General features: G+C 52.9%; 18 protein-coding genes. 13 read left to right on the forward strand and 5 right to left on the reverse strand.

The annotated features are described in order from the left end of the window. Positions 1-5: 5 nt before the first annotated feature. Entirely contained in the window at positions 6-500 is a 495-nt protein-coding gene (locus C2M36_RS11140) for a chemotaxis protein CheW (RefSeq protein WP_105254966.1), read from the forward strand. A 3-nt stretch (positions 501-503) separates the two neighbouring features. Beyond that, entirely contained in the window at positions 504-920 is a 417-nt protein-coding gene (locus C2M36_RS11145) for a DUF2802 domain-containing protein (protein ID WP_234399160.1), read from the forward strand. Here C2M36_RS11145 and C2M36_RS11150 read toward each other — a convergent pair. Next, the gene (locus C2M36_RS11150) at positions 917-1,222 is read right to left on the reverse strand and encodes an EscU/YscU/HrcU family type III secretion system export apparatus switch protein (protein ID WP_105254968.1); all 306 of its coding nucleotides are present in this window, start codon (positions 1,220-1,222) and stop codon (positions 917-919) included. The two genes, C2M36_RS11145 and C2M36_RS11150, sit on opposite strands and share 4 nt — an antisense overlap. A gap of 2 nt (positions 1,223-1,224) precedes the next feature. Continuing rightward, positions 1,225-3,567, reverse strand: a complete 2,343-nt coding sequence (locus tag C2M36_RS11155; RefSeq protein ID WP_105254969.1) for a flagellar hook-length control protein FliK — start codon at positions 3,565-3,567, stop codon at positions 1,225-1,227. A gap of 102 nt (positions 3,568-3,669) precedes the next feature. Between C2M36_RS11155 and ccmA the strand changes: the two genes are divergently transcribed. Genes ccmA through C2M36_RS11205 form a run of 10 tightly spaced genes read left to right on the forward strand, consistent with a single transcriptional unit; the run spans position 3,670 to position 11,354 of the window. Next, the gene (gene ccmA, locus C2M36_RS11160) at positions 3,670-4,290 is read left to right on the forward strand and encodes a cytochrome c biogenesis heme-transporting ATPase CcmA (RefSeq protein ID WP_105254970.1); all 621 of its coding nucleotides are present in this window, start codon (positions 3,670-3,672) and stop codon (positions 4,288-4,290) included. Continuing rightward, on the forward strand, positions 4,290-4,976 hold the full coding sequence (ccmB, locus tag C2M36_RS11165) for a heme exporter protein CcmB (protein WP_105255193.1): 687 nt from the start codon (positions 4,290-4,292) through the stop codon (positions 4,974-4,976). Before ccmA ends, ccmB begins: the two co-directional genes overlap by 1 nt. Further along, positions 4,976-5,713, forward strand: a complete 738-nt coding sequence (locus C2M36_RS11170; protein WP_105190497.1) for a heme ABC transporter permease — start codon at positions 4,976-4,978, stop codon at positions 5,711-5,713. The genes ccmB and C2M36_RS11170 overlap by 1 nt, the downstream gene beginning before the upstream one ends. A gap of 1 nt (position 5,714) precedes the next feature. Continuing rightward, positions 5,715-5,930, forward strand: a complete 216-nt coding sequence (gene ccmD / locus C2M36_RS11175) for a heme exporter protein CcmD (protein ID WP_105190496.1) — start codon at positions 5,715-5,717, stop codon at positions 5,928-5,930. Beyond that, entirely contained in the window at positions 5,927-6,403 is a 477-nt protein-coding gene (ccmE, locus tag C2M36_RS11180) for a cytochrome c maturation protein CcmE (RefSeq protein ID WP_105254971.1), read from the forward strand. Before ccmD ends, ccmE begins: the two co-directional genes overlap by 4 nt. 3 nt (positions 6,404-6,406) lie before the next feature. Then, complete coding sequence (locus tag C2M36_RS11185; RefSeq protein WP_105254972.1) at positions 6,407-8,347, forward strand: heme lyase CcmF/NrfE family subunit; 1,941 nt, start codon at positions 6,407-6,409, stop codon at positions 8,345-8,347. Further along, positions 8,344-8,907: a redoxin family protein gene (locus C2M36_RS11190; protein ID WP_105190493.1), complete on the forward strand. Its 564-nt coding sequence runs from the start codon at positions 8,344-8,346 to the stop codon at positions 8,905-8,907. Before C2M36_RS11185 ends, C2M36_RS11190 begins: the two co-directional genes overlap by 4 nt. A gap of 1 nt (position 8,908) precedes the next feature. Further along, on the forward strand, positions 8,909-9,370 hold the full coding sequence (locus C2M36_RS11195) for a cytochrome c-type biogenesis protein (RefSeq protein ID WP_105254973.1): 462 nt from the start codon (positions 8,909-8,911) through the stop codon (positions 9,368-9,370). Continuing rightward, the gene (gene ccmI / locus C2M36_RS11200) at positions 9,370-10,608 is read left to right on the forward strand and encodes a c-type cytochrome biogenesis protein CcmI (protein WP_105254974.1); all 1,239 of its coding nucleotides are present in this window, start codon (positions 9,370-9,372) and stop codon (positions 10,606-10,608) included. Before C2M36_RS11195 ends, ccmI begins: the two co-directional genes overlap by 1 nt. 8 nt (positions 10,609-10,616) lie before the next feature. Continuing rightward, positions 10,617-11,354, forward strand: a complete 738-nt coding sequence (locus tag C2M36_RS11205; protein ID WP_105254975.1) for an MlaA family lipoprotein — start codon at positions 10,617-10,619, stop codon at positions 11,352-11,354. A 47-nt stretch (positions 11,355-11,401) separates the two neighbouring features. Here C2M36_RS11205 and C2M36_RS11210 read toward each other — a convergent pair whose 3' ends face one another. Further along, positions 11,402-12,622, reverse strand: coding sequence for an EAL and HDOD domain-containing protein (locus tag C2M36_RS11210; protein ID WP_105254976.1), 1,221 nt, complete (start codon positions 12,620-12,622; stop codon positions 11,402-11,404). A 377-nt stretch (positions 12,623-12,999) separates the two neighbouring features. On the opposite strand from C2M36_RS11210, the gene putP reads away from it, so the two are divergent. Beyond that, positions 13,000-14,538, forward strand: a complete 1,539-nt coding sequence (gene putP / locus C2M36_RS11215) for a sodium/proline symporter PutP (protein ID WP_158678932.1) — start codon at positions 13,000-13,002, stop codon at positions 14,536-14,538. Positions 14,539-14,636: 98 nt separating this feature from the next. Here the strand turns inward: putP and C2M36_RS11220 are convergent, their stop codons facing one another. Together C2M36_RS11220 and C2M36_RS11225 are read right to left on the reverse strand one after the other, a co-directional pair. Continuing rightward, entirely contained in the window at positions 14,637-15,356 is a 720-nt protein-coding gene (locus C2M36_RS11220; protein ID WP_158678933.1) for a DUF3379 family protein, read from the reverse strand. Continuing rightward, positions 15,349-15,924 (reverse strand): sigma-70 family RNA polymerase sigma factor, encoded by a 576-nt coding sequence (locus tag C2M36_RS11225; protein WP_267894660.1) that lies wholly within the window; start codon positions 15,922-15,924, stop codon positions 15,349-15,351. Before C2M36_RS11225 ends, C2M36_RS11220 begins: the two co-directional genes overlap by 8 nt. Positions 15,925-15,942: the final 18 nt, after the last annotated feature.

The following is a 15,942-nucleotide window of genomic DNA, read 5'->3' on the forward strand; positions in this document are numbered from 1 at the left end:
CAAGTATGAGCGAACAGAGACAAGTCTCAGCACATGATGTCGACAGTAGTGATGAGGTGTTGCAATGGGTGACCTTCCGTCTGCAGGAAGAAACCTATGGTATTAACGTAATGCAGGTGCAAGAAGTGCTGCGTTATACCGACATTGCTCCTGTGCCTGGTGCGCCCAATTATGTGCTTGGGATCATTAATCTGCGCGGCAATGTGGTTACCGTGATTGATACCCGTGCCCGCTTTGGCCTGGTGGATGCCGAGGTTACCGAGCAATCACGTATCGTGATTATTGAGGCGGAAAAGCAGGTGATCGGCATTTTGGTCGACTCGGTGGCGGAAGTGGTCTATCTGCGCAGCTCGGATATCGACAGTGCGCCGAATATCGGCACCGATGAAAGCGCCAAATTTATTCAAGGAGTCTCTAATCGCGATGGTGAGTTATTGATCTTGGTCGATTTGAATAAACTGCTCAATGACGATGAGTGGGATGAGCTGAGTAATCTTTAAGCAATGAACGAACTGACAACTTCTATGCTGATTGGCGCCGGTGTGATTTTGCTCCTGGCGGTGGCTGTGGTGATCTTATGGCTGCGTTTGACGCGACTGCACGCCAGTCATGAGCGCCTGCTTGCGCAATTGGCTCACGCCGATCAGGGGCAAGATCAAACCCAAATTCTGCGCGCCGAAATTGCCGAGGTGCGCACCGCGGTTGAAAATATTGCCAACCATGTCCAGCATCTGCAAGGCAGAACCGAGGAGCTGGCGCAGCAACAGCATAGCTTTAAAGATGCGGATCCCCAGGCCAAGTTGTATTCACGGGCGGTAAAAATGATTGAACTTGGTGCACCACTCGATGAGGTGATGCGTGAATGTGAACTACCGTTGGCGGAAGCTGAACTGCTTTTCTCTCTGCATCAAAAAAACTAGGCTTTGATATTGAGCTTATTGCTAAAGTTCTGCCACCCCGGCGGATACTTTCCCCGTAACACGTAGGAAAAAGCGATAAGCTCGGCTATCACATAATAGAGCTCAGGCGGGATCTCTTGCCCTTGTTGCAAGGCGGCCAAGGTGTTCGCCAGCTCCTTATCCTGATGAATTAAAATTCCCTGTTGCTCGGCGGCATTGATTATCTGCTGGGCCAGCTCACCGAAACCCTTGGCGCTGACATGAGGCGCGCTGCCTTCTTGGTAAAGCAGGCCAATGGCACTGCGTTGCTCGTTATGCTTCATGACTACACCTTTAGATTCACTATGCTGTGGCGGCGATAGAATGCTTGCCACCGGCGCGCCTGTTGTTCGCTGACTTGTTGCACCTCAATGGCGGGCACGGATAAGCCGTGCTGCTGCAGGTTGCGCCTTAAGTCTTCGCTGTGTTGCTGCGCCAATTCGCTTAGGGCATGGGAGCTGGCCTTAAGGGCACAGTTAAGCTGCTGTTGGCTCAGTTGTGCCTGCACGCTGAGCTCACCCTGTTTACCGTAATCGAACTGCATGCGCACAAACCACACCTCATGCGTTTCCCCTTGATTATTCTTTTTTTGATAACGCCCCAGCGTCAGTTCGCTGTGCCCGACATCCGGTGGCAGGCGCATGGGTAATAACAGCTGCACCAAGGCATTACTATCTTGCTGCGCGACCTGAGTCTGTGTGCCGGGTTGAGTACTAAGCTGGGCGCTAAGTTGGGGGGTCATCTGCTGTTGTATGGGGGCCAGCTCATCAATCAGCGCCTGCGCCGCCGGAGATTGCAATTGTTGCAGCAGATTATCCGCACGCAGTTGTTGTTCCGGGCCTTTTCCGCTGTTACCAAGCAAGAGTTGCAACAGGGGGAGTAAGCCATTGTTGGTCTTTGGTACAGCTTGTGGCACAGCCTGGGTAACGTTGCCAGGGGCATCGGAAATTGGCGCCGCCACCAAGGCGGTCACCAGCTGATCGAGCCTGGCACTGAGCGAGCTTTGCCACTGCTGTGGTGACAGGGTCCAGGGTTGCAGTTGGGCGCGAATTTGCGTCGCATTTTGCACGCTGGGTGTATGTGGTCCTATCATTTTGGCGAAGGCCTGATTGACCAGCTGTTGCAGCTCCTTCGGCGCCTGCATAAGCTGAGTGTCGAGTTGGGTCAAATGATGACGCAGCTGCTGGCCCGGTGTTAGCAATTTTTGCAGCGTTTGCGTCAGGGTTTGGGTTAAGGGCAAGGGCGTTAGCGCCGCGACCTTGTTTGACTGAACGTGTGCCGACAAGCTCGCTGAAGAAGTCGTATCCTTTACGGGCCCAGGTTGGAGTTGAGATTGAGAGCCAGGCAGCATTAGGCCAGACGAGGGGTGAGCGGGAATACTGACCCTGACCAAGCCTTGCATTTGCACTATCAGTGCCAGCAGGGGCGCCTGTTGGCGCACTTGGTTTGGCACCACGGGCATGGCGCTGCGCAGGGGCCTTTGCTCCTGGCCTGTTTCGGGCAAGGGATGCATTGGCGAGACTTGCAGCAGGGGGGTTAACAAGCCCTTGGCCTGGCTTTGCAACAGGGATGGGGGCAAAGCGTGGGACTTATCCTGCAGTGCCGCGCCCATAAGCTTGTTATACAGGGCCGCCTGCCAACTGAGCACCTGCGGCAGAAGCTGTGTTTTGAGTGTATTTGCTTTGGCATTTGCTCCGGTGGCCGTGGTCGGGGGAGTTGCCGTTAGCTCGCCCGAGTCCGGCATTGGGGCCTTAGCGCCAGCGAGCGTCGGTAGCTGGGTGTGTAGGCGCAGGCTGGGAGGCTGCAGTTGCAGTTGTAATTGGCCGCTGTTATCCAATTTAGCCATGACCGGCTGGGGTTGCCCCTGCAGCAAAGCGACTTCGCCTTGGCGCAGCACCACTTGGGTCAAAGGCGTTTGCTGGCCATGGGCAAGCGTCAGTAACAGCTGCGCCAGCGACTGGGCCGTCGGGCTGCCAGGCGTGCTTGTCTGCGGCGTTAATTCCAGTCTCGGCGCACTGTTGACCAGCCATTGCATCAGTTTATTATCGGCTAAGGGGAGGGGCAGTCGGGTTTGATTATTTAGCACTAGGTGTGCCTGTATCCGTGATTGCCCTTGCGCCAGACTAAGCTCCACCGCCAGCGCTTGTGTGCCTTCACCGAGCAAGGCCAAGGTGGCATTATTGATTTGCAGGCTGGCTGCCAATTGCGGTAATTGGATACGACCCTGATTATCGAGGTAAGCGGCGAGTTGGAGTGTTTGCGCCGTCGTCCCTGAGTTTTTTGGCGCCGCCAAGGCTGATACTAGCTGATATAGCAACTGGGCTTTATCGACATTAAGGCTGATCTCGCTTGGGCGTAGCTGCAACTGGCCATTGACACCCAGGCGGATTTCGGCGCTTTCCAGGCGCAGGCCTGCAAGCTGGGGTTGCGGGGGGCTGAGTGTCAAGGTGGTGCTTTGCCAATGTCCCTGCACACGCACTTCCATGCTTATCTGCTGGGGTTCAATGCGAATGTTACGGGCCGCCAAGAGGCGCTCTTGGGGGAGTTGCTCCTGCGGTTTAGCCGCGTTCGAAACGGTCATTTCCAGCGCCGAAGCCTGGTTAGTTAAAGGGGCAAATGGACCCGACATATTCCCCCCTGCACGAGATCAAAGTTTTGCCTGCAATTTTTCGCATTAGCTTAGCATTATGGTAGACTATCGCCCAATTTTAAGCATTGAGAAACCCTGTTTGTGCTACACGTTGACGCAGTCACTTGTATAAAGCAAGAGCGATGTTTGTTCGAAGACCTGAGTTTTAACCTAAAGTCGGGCGAGATCATGCAGTTAGAAGGCCCTAATGGGGCCGGAAAAACCTCGCTATTACGTATTTTAGCGGGCTTCGCCGAGCCTATGCAGGGGCAAGTAAAATTTAACCAGCAGTGTATTGGTCGTAATTATGACGAGTACGCCGAGAATGTGCTGTTTATCGGTCATAAAACCGGCGTGAACACTGCGCTTAATGCCTTAGAAAATTGTCAGTTTTGGCTTAATACCCATGGTCTCGAAAGCGGCTTAGATCTCTACGAGGTGCTTGCCGACCTGGGTCTGGTTGGTCTTGAAGATGTGCCGGTGCGTCAGCTTTCTGCCGGGCAACAGCGCCGTGTGGCCCTGGCGCGTTTATGGTTAAATCGCGCGCCCCTGTGGTTGTTGGATGAGCCCTTCACTGCGGTGGACAAAAAAGGCGTGCAACTGCTGCAGCAGCGTTTTGCCGAGCATCTGGCCACTGGCGGGGCAATTTTGCTAACTAGCCACCAGGACCTCACCACGCACTTTGATAAGCTTATCAAGTTGCAGCTGGAGTATCGCATTTGATAGCACAGAATCATTCTTATTGGCGCGTGTGGGCCAGTGTGTATAAAAAAGATGTTCGTCTGGCCTTTCGCCAGCGCAGTGACATTATCAATCCGTTATTGTTCTTTTTAATTGTTATCACCCTGTTCCCGCTGGGCATTGGTCCCGAGCCCAATCTACTGGCGCGCATGGCGCCAGGGATTATCTGGGTGGCGGCCTTATTGGCGACCATGTTGGGTCTGGACAAGCTCTTTCGCGACGATTACTTGGACGGCACCTTGGAGCAACTGATGTTGTCGCCTTTTCCGCTGTCGTTGAGCGTTTCGGCTAAGGTGGCGGCACACTGGACGGTCACTGGGTTGCCCATGGTTATTTTAGCGCCACTGTTCGCGCTTTTGATGAATTTACAATCGCAGGCTCTGAGCGCCATGATGCTGACCCTGCTGATCGGCACGCCGCTGCTGAGCTTGATCGGCGCCATCGGCGCCGGGCTCACCGTGGGCCTGCAAAAGGGTGGGGTACTACTAAGTTTATTGGTCCTGCCGCTTTATATACCCGTATTAATTTTCGCGACCTCCGCCATCGATACCGCCAGCATGTCCCTGGCTTATGGCGGCCAGCTTGCGATTCTAGGCGCATTTTTAGCCGTCGCTATTGTGCTTGCGCCTATTGCCGTTTCATCAGCATTGAAAGTGAGTATTAACTAATGTGGAAGTGGTTACATCCCTACGCTAAGGCCGAACGAGCCTATCAGTTGTGTAACACCCTACTACCCTATTTTGCCGTGGTTGCCGTGCTTGGCATCCTGGTGGGTTGGGTATGGGGGCTGGCCTTTGCGCCTGCTGACTACCAACAAAAAGACAGCTATCGCATCATCTTTATCCATGTGCCGTCGGCTATTTGGTCCATGGGGGCGTATTCGTCCATGGCCATTGCTGCCTTGGTGGCTCTGGTGTGGCAAATTCGCAATGCCCAGCTGGCGGTGATTGCCATTGCGCCGGTAGGCGCGGCCATGACTGTAATTGCGCTGCTGACCGGTGCCGCCTGGGGTAAACCCATGTGGGGTGCCTGGTGGGTGTGGGATGCCCGTTTGACCTCAGAGTTGATTCTGTTGTTTTTATACCTGGGTGTAATGTCTCTTTATCATGCCTTCGAAGATAAGCGCGCCGGGGGGAAGGCGGCGTCTATTCTTGCTTTGGTTGGTGTGGTTAATCTGCCGATTATTCATTTCTCGGTAGAGTGGTGGAATACCCTGCATCAGGGCGCCACCATCACCAAGTTCGATACCTCGGCCATCGACCCGAGCATGTTCTGGCCCTTGATGATTAATATCCTTGGTTTTGCCGGCTTCCTAGGTGCGGTGACGCTCATTCGCCTGAAAACAGAAATCCTAAAAAGCGAACAACATCGCCCCTGGGTGAAAGCCCTGGCGGGAGGCAAATAAGATGCAGTTTGACAGTCTTTCAGAATTTTTCGCCATGGGCGGCTACGCCTTTTATGTGTGGTTATCGTTCGGCAGCTGTGCGTTAATTCTTATCGCCCTGGTGGTAAGCTCGGTTCAAGAGAAACGTAAATTATTGCAGCAGGTATCGGCACAAACAGCCCGTGAGCAACGTATTGAAAAAGCCAAGCAGGCTAAGCAGCAGGAGTCGCAGTCATGAACCCAAGACGTAAAAAACGCCTATTAACCATTATTGCTTTGTTATTCGGCCTATCCAGCGCCGTGGCCCTGACTTTGTACGCACTGCAAGAAAACATTAACCTCTTCTATACCCCGAGCGAGTTGATCAACGGTAAGGGTCCTGAGCTTGAAAAGCCTAGTGTGGGACAAAAGCTGCGTATCGGCGGCATGGTGGTGCCGGGCTCGGTCAAGCGCGATGAAAACTCGCTATTCGTTGAGTTTAAGCTGATCGATAGTGGCCCCATGGTAACCATTCGCTATAAAGGCATTTTGCCTGATCTGTTCCGTGAGGGGCAGGGCATAGTGGCACAGGGCACCCTGATTGAAAGCGATGTGATCGAGGCATTCGAAGTGCTGGCGAAGCACGATGAAGAATACATGCCCGAAGAAGTCGCCGAAGCGGTGAAGGGTATAAAGCACCAGAAACCAACTTATAACAACAACGGCTACTAAGTTATGATCCCAGAGCTCGGTTATTTTTCATTAACCCTGGCAATGGTGCTCTGTGTGCTGTTGTTTATTTTTCCCATGTGGGGCGCGCACACAGGCAATTTACGTCTGATGCGCGCGGCGCCGTCATTGGCGGTGGGCCAGTTTATCTTTGTGCTGCTTTCATTTGCGGCGCTGATTTACGCCAGTCTGACCGATGATTTCACCGTGGCCTATGTGGCCCACCACTCAAGTAGTACCTTGCCTTGGTATTACAAGATCACCTCGACCTGGGGTGGCCACGAAGGGGCTATTCTCCTGTGGTTGGTAATGCAGGCGGGCTGGACGGCGGCGGTGGCGCTGATGTCCAAATCACTGCCTTGGCCATTGCGCGCTCGGGTACTGGGCGTGCTGGGCTTTTTGGCCGTCGGCTTTATGCTCTACACCTTGTTGATGTCGAGCCCGTTTGACCGCCTGTTGCCTTATTATCCGGTGGAAGGACGTGACCTGAACCCGTTACTGCAAGACCCTGGCATGATCATTCACCCGCCGCTTTTGTATATGGGCTATGTGGGTTTGTCTGTTTCCTTTGCCTTTGCCATTGCCGCACTGCTTACCGGCCAGTTGGATAACCTTTGGGCCAAGTGGTCTCGCCCCTGGACCATGGCGGCGTGGGGCTTTTTAACCCTGGGTATCACCATCGGCAGTTGGTGGGCCTATGCGGAACTAGGCTGGGGTGGCTGGTGGTTCTGGGATCCGGTGGAAAACGCCTCGCTGATGCCTTGGTTGGTAGCCACGGCACTGTTGCACTCCTTAGCGGTGACGGAAAAACGCGGGATCTTTAAATCCTGGACCGTGCTGTTGGCCATTGCCGCCTTCTCACTGAGTCTATTGGGCACCTTTATCGTGCGCTCGGGCATTATTGTCTCGGTACACGCCTTTGCCTCGGACCCGGATCGCGGCATGTTTATCCTTGCCTTCCTGGCCATAGTCGTGGGTGGCGGGTTAACGCTTTATGCCCTGCGCGCAGGCCATGTATCGAGTGAGGGTCGCTATAGCCTGTTTTCTCGTGAGGTAGCGCTGTGGCTGAATAATATTCTCCTGGTGGTAGCAACGCTGATCGTTCTACTGGGTACGCTATTGCCGATGATCCACAAGGAGCTGGGTCTGGGCTCGATTTCCATCGGCGAACCCTTCTTCAATCAGATGTTTACCTATTTGATCGTGCCCTTTGCCTTATTGCTGGGTGCGGCGCCGCTGCTACGCTGGAAGCAAAACAAGCTGAAGCAGGTGGCGGGTAAATACGGCCTGGGCGTGATCATTGCCCTGGTACTTACCGCAGCCTGGTTGTTCAGCAGCTTCGCCAAGGTCAGTGCCATCACCTTTATGGCCACCGCGTTGGCGCTGTGGATTATGGTGATGAGCGCGCAAGATCTGCTGCAAAAAACCGCTCAGGCACAATCGATTAAGCGTTTGGGCTTGAGCTATTGGGCGATGCAGCTCGGTCACATCGGCCTGGCGCTGGTGATTATGTCCGTGGCCCTGACCTCGGCTTATTCAACGGAGCGTGATGTGCGCGTTGTGCCCGGCGAGCAGGTGGCCTTGGGTGGCTATGATTTCCGCTTCGATGGCGTCAAGGTGATCCGTGGACCAAACTACACCGGTCATGCCGGGGTGGTCACCGTATTTAAACAAGGCGAGCAGGAAACCGTGCTGCACGCGGAGAAGCGTCGCTACGATATCGGCATGCAGTTTATGACCGAAGCCGCCGTGGACGCCGGCCTGAGCCGAGATCTCTATTTGGCCCTGGGCGAGCAGCTCACCGGTGGTGCCTGGTCATTGCGTATTTATCATAAACCCTTTGTACGGGTGATGTGGCTCGGCGGTATTTTAATTGCCCTGGCCGGATTTATCGTCTTATTTGATCGCCGTTACCGTCGTCGTAATCCCAAGGAGGCACAGGCATGAATAAAAAGTGGTTGGTATTGACGCCACTGGCGGTGTTTTTGCTGCTGTGCGTATTTCTGTTAAAAGGCTTGTTTTCCGACCCACGTGAGCTGCAAAGCGGCCGTGTGAATCAGGCACTGCCAGCCTTTGATTTGCCGGATCTGATGACGCCGCAAAAGCGTTGGACCAATGCCGACATGGCTGGACAAACCTATTTGATTAACGTTTGGGGCACCTGGTGCCCGACCTGTCTGGCGGAACTGGGTTATTTAACCGAGTTGCGCGAGCGCGGCGTGACCATAGTGGGTTTGTACTACGAGCAGGGCTATGATCCGGACTTCGGCGACCGCTTCGACTTAGCGGCGTTGCAACAGGAAGTGCGCGATATGTTGGCCCGTGCCGGCGACCCTTATCAATTCAATATGCTGGATTTAGACCGCCAGTTTATTTTGGACTTGGGCGTTTCCGGGGCGCCGGAGACCTTCTTGGTCAATGGCGAAGGCAAGGTGCTGGTGCATCACACCGGTGATGTTAACGCGCGAGTATGGCGTGCCAAATTTGCGCCTTTGCTGGGAGAATAACATGCGTTTTGTGTTTGTATTATTAGCCTTGGTATTTGCGGTTTCTGCCAGCGCGGTGGAAGAAAAATACGACTTCGCCAACGAAGAGCAAGCGGCCCTGTTTGCCGAACTGACCAAGGAGCTGCGTTGCCCTAAGTGTCAAAACCAGAATATCGCCGACTCCGATGCCGTGGTTGCCAAGGATCTGCGCGATAAGGTCGAACAACTGGTCAAAGAAGGGCAGAGCAAGGACCAGGTTATCGATTACATGATCGATCGTTATGGTTACTTTGTGCATTATCAGCCACCGGTCACCCCTGCTACTATTTTGCTGTGGATACTGCCCGGTCTGATCGTGGTTGGCGGCTTCGCCTTTATTGTTCTGCGCCAGAAAAAGGCGGCGCAAAAAGCCCGTTGGTCTGAGGCCGACGAGCAACAACTGCAAAAGTTGATCACGCGCTATAAGCGCAAGGAGTCTGCGTAATGTTGTCATTATGGGGGGCCTTTGCGGCCTTAGCGATTGCCGCCTTGGTATTTGTCTGTTGGCCGTTTTTCCGTCGCTTTGAAAGCGATGTGAACCCAAGCGTCAATGCCGAGCGCATCGATATTTTTGAACAACGTCAGCAGGAGCTGGCCGATGATTTAGCGCTGGGGCGCATTTCGCAAACGAGTTTTGACGAGTCCTTACTGGAACTTAAAAGACGCCTGCTGAATGACTTAGCGCCGGAACAACAACTGCAAAGCCGCGGCAACAACCGCATTTTGGCGCTGACGGGCACCGCGTTTTTGGTGCTGCTCAGTGCGGTGTTCTATTATTTTACCGGTAATCAGGCCCAGCTTAAGGCGTGGGAACTGGCCATGGTTGAGCTGCCGGAACTGGGCGAGCGTGCGGTGATGGGCAAAGGCGAGCCCCTTGATGCCAACGAGCGTCAGGCACTGCTATTGGGCTTGCGTACCCGCTTGGCGCAGGACGGTGATGATGCGGTGGCCTGGCTAATGCTAGGGCGTGTGGCCATGACCTTAAACGATTACGAAATGGCGATGCAGGCATTCGATAAGGTGCTGGCGATGGACCCTGAAAACCTCAGTGCCAAGGTGAGTTATGCCCAGTCGTTGTTGATCAAAGGCGATGAGATGGCGATGAACCAGGCGGCCAAGCTGCTGTCGCAAGTGCTGCAGGTGCAGCCGCAAAATATTGATGCTATTTCTATGCTGGCATTAATCGCTTACGAGCGTAAGGATTGGACCGAGGCCAAGAGTGCCTTTGAGCTGATTTTAGCGACCATGACCGAACAAGACCCGCGTTATGCCATGGTCAGCGAACGCATTGCCGAAATCGACTCGCGCCTGGCGCAAGAGCAAAACAGCGAGCCGACTCACCAGGTGCAGGTGCAGGTGACTCTGGCCGAGGAGATAGCGAATCGCATTCCTCATAATGCCGTGTTGTTTGTGTTTGCCAAGGCCGCCGAGGGACCCGCCATGCCATTGGCGGTGAAGCGCTTTGAGCAATTTAGCTTGCCCATGAGTGTGACTTTAAGCGAGGCAGATGCCATGATGGCGCAATTGAGTTTGCAGCAGTTCGAAAAAATTCAAGTGATTGCCCGTATCTCAAAAGATGGTGACGTGGCCGTTGCGCTGGGTGAATTAGAAGGTAAATCACAGCCCTTTAACCGCCTGCAGCAACCGAGTGTCAACGTGACCATAGATACCTTGATTCAGTAGGATAGACGATGCTTAAAAAGACTTTAATGACCTTATCGGCGCTGCTGCTAACGGCCTGTGCTCAGGTGCCGCCGGAGAAAGAAGACCCGCGCGACCCGTTGCAAAGTGTTAACCGTCCTATCTATGACTTCAATATGGACGTCCTCGACGCTTATATTTTACGTCCTGTAGCAGTCGGTTATGTAGAGGTGACCCCGGCGCCGGTGCGTCGTTCAATCGCCAATTTCACCGACAATATCAGCGCCCCTACGGATGCCATTAACGCCGCGCTGCAAGGCAAGGCGGATCGCACCGGCATCGCCGTGGCGCGCTTTTTGGTCAATACCACGGTGGGTATCGCTGGCTTGTTCGATGTGGCAACCAGCTTAGGCCTTGAATATGTTGATGAAGACTTTGGCCAGACCCTGGGGGTTTGGGGTATAGGTGATGGCGCCTACCTGATGTTGCCGGGTATGGGTCCAAGCACCGCCCGCAACCTCACAGGCGATGTGGTGGATAACTTCGTGTTACCGGAAATCGCCCTGAGTACACCGGAAACCATCCTGGTATTTGTGTTGAAAGTGGTGGAAACCCGCGCTTCGTTGATCCCTCAAGAAAGCCTGTTGAATGAGTCGCTGGACCCTTATACCTTTGTTAAGGACGTCTATTATCAACGTCAGCTGTATGAGCTGTATGATGGCAACCCGCCGCTTGAAGAAGAGCCGGAAGCTGAAGAATATGATGATAATTTCCTGGAAAATCTATAATAAAAAAAGCCTGCATTGAGCAGGCTTTTTTATTTATCAATGCGGGCTTACATGATTGCCTGCATTTGTTCATGGGCCCATTGAATGGCCTCATGATAGGCATCGGGCACGCGCTTGGCATCAAGCTTCATCTTATCTATGGTGCCATTGGCCTGTTGCCACTGGGCCTGCTCATACTGTTCAACCAGGGCCAGGTAATCACCTAGTTCGCCCTCACCGTCGCGCAGCGCCGCCTTGATATCGTTGGCCAAGGGTAAGCGCTCTACTACTTCAGCCATGCTTTGATCTAAGATGGCATCAAGCAGTGACATCATGGCCGTTAGGAAGGCGCGGCTCGCGTCCACCTGATCCGGATGCTGCTCCGCTAATATTTCGGCAAAACGGGCTCGGGTTAAGGACAAGCGCATCAGTTCAGCGGGTTTATCCGAGGATAACTGGGCGGCAAATAACAGGGATAAGAATTTTTTGATTTCCTTGGCACCAAGCACCACTAAGGCCTGCTTAATGGTGGCGATTTCCGTACGGCGTTTAAACATGGCCGAGTTGGAATAGCGCAGCAGCTTGTAGGAAAGGTTAACGTCGCGCTCGAACACTGCGGTGATCTTGGCTAGGTCCAGTTCGGTGGTGGAGGTTTCATAAAGCAGTTCCGCCAGGGTCAGCTCGGAAGGCGGCAGTGCTTTACTTTGCACCATTTCCGGCTTGGAGAAGAAGAAACCTTGGAAAAAGCTAAAGCCAAGATCCATCGCCTGTTGATACTGCTCATGGGTTTCGACCTTTTCCGCCAGCAGTTTAATATGGGGGAAAGCTTTAATGGCGTCGATCACTTCCTCGATTTGCTCCACCGGGGTTTGCAAATAATCGATTTTGATAATGTCGATATAGGGGTAGAAGTGACGCCAGACATTCTGGTGTTTGTAGTCATCGAGCGCCAGGGTATAGCCGCGCTCTTTGAGCTCCTTGGTGAGGGCCAGCAGGCGTTTGCCCGGTTGCACCGTCTCAAGGATCTCCACGACGATTTCGTCGCTCCCCATGGTGGTGGCATAGCCCTTGGCCAGCGTTTCCAGGGTGAAATTAATATAGGCGGGCTTGTTTCCGGTTAGCTCTTCAAGGCCAAAGGTAAACTGACTGCCTTCAATCAGTCGCGAAGTGGCTTCGTCGCCATTGATCTGGGGGAAGACGTTATCAAGACCATCGCGAAAGAGGAGTTCATAGCCTACCAGGGATTTATCTCTGTCGAGAATGGGTTGTCGCGCAGCGTAGAAATTCATTTGTCACATCCAAACTGGTTGCTTATTAGTTAGAGCCATAGTCCGTTACGGGTGCCAATTAATCTGACTCAAATTGTTCTACCAATATATGAGAAATTTAAGTGGCTTTCACCCAGTATTATATACTTTTGTCACGATTAAAAAGTACTTTTTACTTTAAAACAACATACTAGGCTCAGGTCTAGCCTCTGGTGTTGCCATTATGGCAACGAGTCGAACAATTTTGCGACAAACGCACTAATTGGAGTTGCCCCCGTTCGCCATGCTATAGTAGGCGACTCGGTTGTAATCGACAGCCGTATAACACAATAACAAATAGCTTTGAGCCCTGCTGCGGCCAAGGCACGCACTATTTAGCGCTAAAGTTGGAGGCTAGTTTGGAATTAGGTACGATAATATCACTCGCCATTTATTTTATTGCCATGCTTGGCATAGGCTTGTATGCCTATAAAAAATCGACCGATGATGTATCTGGCTATATGCTCGGTGGTCGAAACCTATCGCCAAGTGTTGCCGCCCTGTCAGCCGGGGCTTCGGATATGAGTGGTTGGTTACTTATGGGCTTGCCTGGAGCCATGTATTTATTTGGCTTGAGCAAGGTATGGATTGCCATCGGTCTGGTACTCGGTGCCTGGGCTAACTACTTCCTGGTTGCACCGCGTTTGCGTGTGTACACGGAAAGAGCCAATGACGCCATTACCATCCCGGATTACTTTGCCAATCGCTTTGCCGATAACAAAAACATTCTTCGCGTTATTTCCGCCATCGTCATCATCGTCTTCTTCACCTTGTACACCTCATCCGGTGTGGTTGCCGGCGGTAAGCTGTTCGAGAATTCCTTTGGTATGAGTTACGAAACCGGCTTGTATGTGACCACCGGCGTGGTGGTGCTATACACCCTGTTTGGTGGCTTTTTAGCGGTGAGCATGACCGACTTCGTCCAGGGTTGTATCATGTTTGTGTCGTTACTGGCGGTGCCGGTGGCCACCTATATGATGCTTGATCAACCGGTGTTCGAAACGCTTGGCAATGCCAGTTATGATTTGCTGTTGGCCTCGCCTAAAGAGAGCGAAGTGCATGCAATGAATATGATGGACTGGTTTGCCGGTGGCTCTACCATTGCCATTATTTCTGCCATGGCCTGGGGTCTAGGTTATTTTGGTCAGCCGCATATTATTGTGCGCTTTATGTCGGTGCGCTCGGTGAAGGTAATGCCGACCATGCGTCGTATCGGTATGTCGTGGATGACCTTGTCGGCCATAGGTGCGGTATTAACCGGTTTATTTGGTGCCGCCTATATGCTGGAAAATCAAATGCCCATCGACGACAAAGAAACCATCTTCCTAGTTCTTTCCGAGCTGCTGTTCCACCCCTTGGTGGCCGGTTTCCTACTGGCGGCTATTTTGGCGGCCATCATGAGTACCATTTCATCTCAGCTATTGGTGTGCTCTAGCTCGCTAACCGAGGACTTCTATCGCATTTATGTGCGCCGAGAAGCGTCTCAAAAAGAATTGGTATTGATAGGCCGTATTAGTGTGCTGTTAGTGGCCCTGTGTGCCATTTACCTTGCCTACGACCGCGACAGTTCGATTCTGGATCTGGTAAGTAATGCCTGGGCTGGTTTCGGTGCCGCCTTTGGTCCATTGGTTCTGTTTAGCCTGTACTGGAAACGCATGAACCTGCAAGGCGCGATTGCCGGTATGGTGGTGGGTGCCGCGACCGTGTTGTTCTGGATTTATGCACCTATCAGCATTAACGGTCAAAGCCTGAGCAGCATTATTTATGAAATCGTCCCTGGCTTTATCCTGTCGTGTATCGCCATTGTGGTGGTGTCACTGGCAACCAAAGAGCCAAGCGACGAGCTTATTGCTACCTTTGAGCAGGTAGAGGATTCGCTGAAAGCCGAACTTAACTAAGCCCAAGCTAAGAGCTAGTTTATAGCTCGCTTAGAGACACAAAAAAGCCACCCTTAGTTTGCTGAGGGTGGCTTTTTGCTATCCGGGGTAGCACCGCTTTATAACCAATGCAGCGATTGGTTGATACGACTTTGATATTCATCGATGGGCGCCTTGGCGGCGGCCACTAAAATGGCATCACCCTGCGGGAAGTGGGAAACCCGCCCGGCAAAACGCTGATCGGAGAAGTAGTTATCGCCCAGGTATTCATTATTGGTGGGAACGATAAATACCGTCATGGGGCCAAAGTCCGACTCAAACACCAGGTGCAGACTCTTCTGCCCCTTAAAGCGGCAAAAGCGAGCATAGGTCACCTCTCCGGGCAGGGCACTTAACTGGCCACCCAATTCACTAAGACGGGCATTGACCGTCGCCATATCGAGACGATCCTGGGATTCCAGCGAGTCGATTTCATGATAGACATGAGCCAGGGCATGCTCGCCTATGGTCAGGGTCGGGCTATTTAGCTGATACAAGGCCACGGAAAACACTATGGCAATGCTGGCAGCCAGCGCCAGATACCAAGGACGCTTAACCGAGCGGGGCATGGGCACGCAAACGTCACTCCCGTCATCGCTCATGCTTTGCCTCAGAATAATCTTGTCGGCCAGGCTCTCCGGCACGGGCACCTGCATGGCCTGCTGGAGCTCCTTATCAAAGCTCTTGAGCTCATTGACCAGGGCTAAGCGCTCGGGACTTTGTTGTGCGTACTCAAGCAGCGCTTTGTCTTTGTCGTGCGGCTGGGCTAAAAGGCGCCGACGAAATTCGAGTTCATCCATTGGGGGCCTCTGTAAATTTGTCATCGTTACGAGTTAATGCGTCTTTTAACTGGTTTCGAGCCCGGTATAAGCGCGTCATTACCGTGTTTTTGTTGAGATTAAGGATATCGGCAATTTCCTCGCCGCTGCACCCGGCCATCACCTGCAATATCAAGGGTTCCTTGTATTCGTCCGGTAAGGCCATGATATGTCGTTGCAGCACGGTCAGTTCCATATCGTCATCGAGCGCGGTATTGTGCTCATCGACTAGTGTGTCTTGCTCGACATCGCTGTAATCAAACTGTTTACGTTCAAAGCGACGGGCGTTTTCACGGCGCAGTATGGTCAGCAGCCACGACTTAGCCGCGCCCTGATCCTGCAAGGAATCCAACGATCGCCACGCTCTTAAAAATGTTTCTTGGACCAGATCCTCAGCCACAGTGGCATCCTTGCTTAGCCAAAAGGCAAAACGATAGAGCTCTTTGTGGTAGACCTGCACCAGCGCTTCATAGCGCTTTTGTTTATCTGCCATGCCCATAAAGACCTGTAATGGCGAAAAATTATTTCGTGAAAGGTGAAAATTTTGCACCTGGCTTGCGACGCAGCG

This window comes from Pseudoalteromonas sp. T1lg75 (assembly GCF_002964705.1).
Lineage (GTDB): Bacteria > Pseudomonadota > Gammaproteobacteria > Enterobacterales > Alteromonadaceae > Pseudoalteromonas.

Bases quoted from the DNA above. Each gene is read 5' to 3' on its own strand.
- C2M36_RS11140 (WP_105254966.1), top strand. From the start codon at position 6: ATGAGCGAACAGAGACAAGTCTCAGCACATGATGTCGACAGTAGTGAT.
- C2M36_RS11145 (WP_234399160.1), top strand. From the start codon at position 504: ATGAACGAACTGACAACTTCTATGCTGATTGGCGCCGGTGTGATTTTG.
- C2M36_RS11150 (WP_105254968.1), bottom strand. From the start codon at position 1,222: ATGAAGCATAACGAGCAACGCAGTGCCATTGGCCTGCTTTACCAAGAA.
- C2M36_RS11155 (WP_105254969.1), bottom strand. From the start codon at position 3,567: ATGTCGGGTCCATTTGCCCCTTTAACTAACCAGGCTTCGGCGCTGGAA.
- C2M36_RS11170 (WP_105190497.1), top strand. From the start codon at position 4,976: ATGTGGAAGTGGTTACATCCCTACGCTAAGGCCGAACGAGCCTATCAG.
- ccmD (WP_105190496.1), top strand. From the start codon at position 5,715: ATGCAGTTTGACAGTCTTTCAGAATTTTTCGCCATGGGCGGCTACGCC.
- ccmE (WP_105254971.1), top strand. From the start codon at position 5,927: ATGAACCCAAGACGTAAAAAACGCCTATTAACCATTATTGCTTTGTTA.
- C2M36_RS11185 (WP_105254972.1), top strand. From the start codon at position 6,407: ATGATCCCAGAGCTCGGTTATTTTTCATTAACCCTGGCAATGGTGCTC.
- C2M36_RS11190 (WP_105190493.1), top strand. From the start codon at position 8,344: ATGAATAAAAAGTGGTTGGTATTGACGCCACTGGCGGTGTTTTTGCTG.
- C2M36_RS11195 (WP_105254973.1), top strand. From the start codon at position 8,909: ATGCGTTTTGTGTTTGTATTATTAGCCTTGGTATTTGCGGTTTCTGCC.
- ccmI (WP_105254974.1), top strand. From the start codon at position 9,370: ATGTTGTCATTATGGGGGGCCTTTGCGGCCTTAGCGATTGCCGCCTTG.
- C2M36_RS11205 (WP_105254975.1), top strand. From the start codon at position 10,617: ATGCTTAAAAAGACTTTAATGACCTTATCGGCGCTGCTGCTAACGGCC.
- C2M36_RS11210 (WP_105254976.1), bottom strand. From the start codon at position 12,622: ATGAATTTCTACGCTGCGCGACAACCCATTCTCGACAGAGATAAATCC.
- C2M36_RS11220 (WP_158678933.1), bottom strand. From the start codon at position 15,356: ATGGATGAACTCGAATTTCGTCGGCGCCTTTTAGCCCAGCCGCACGAC.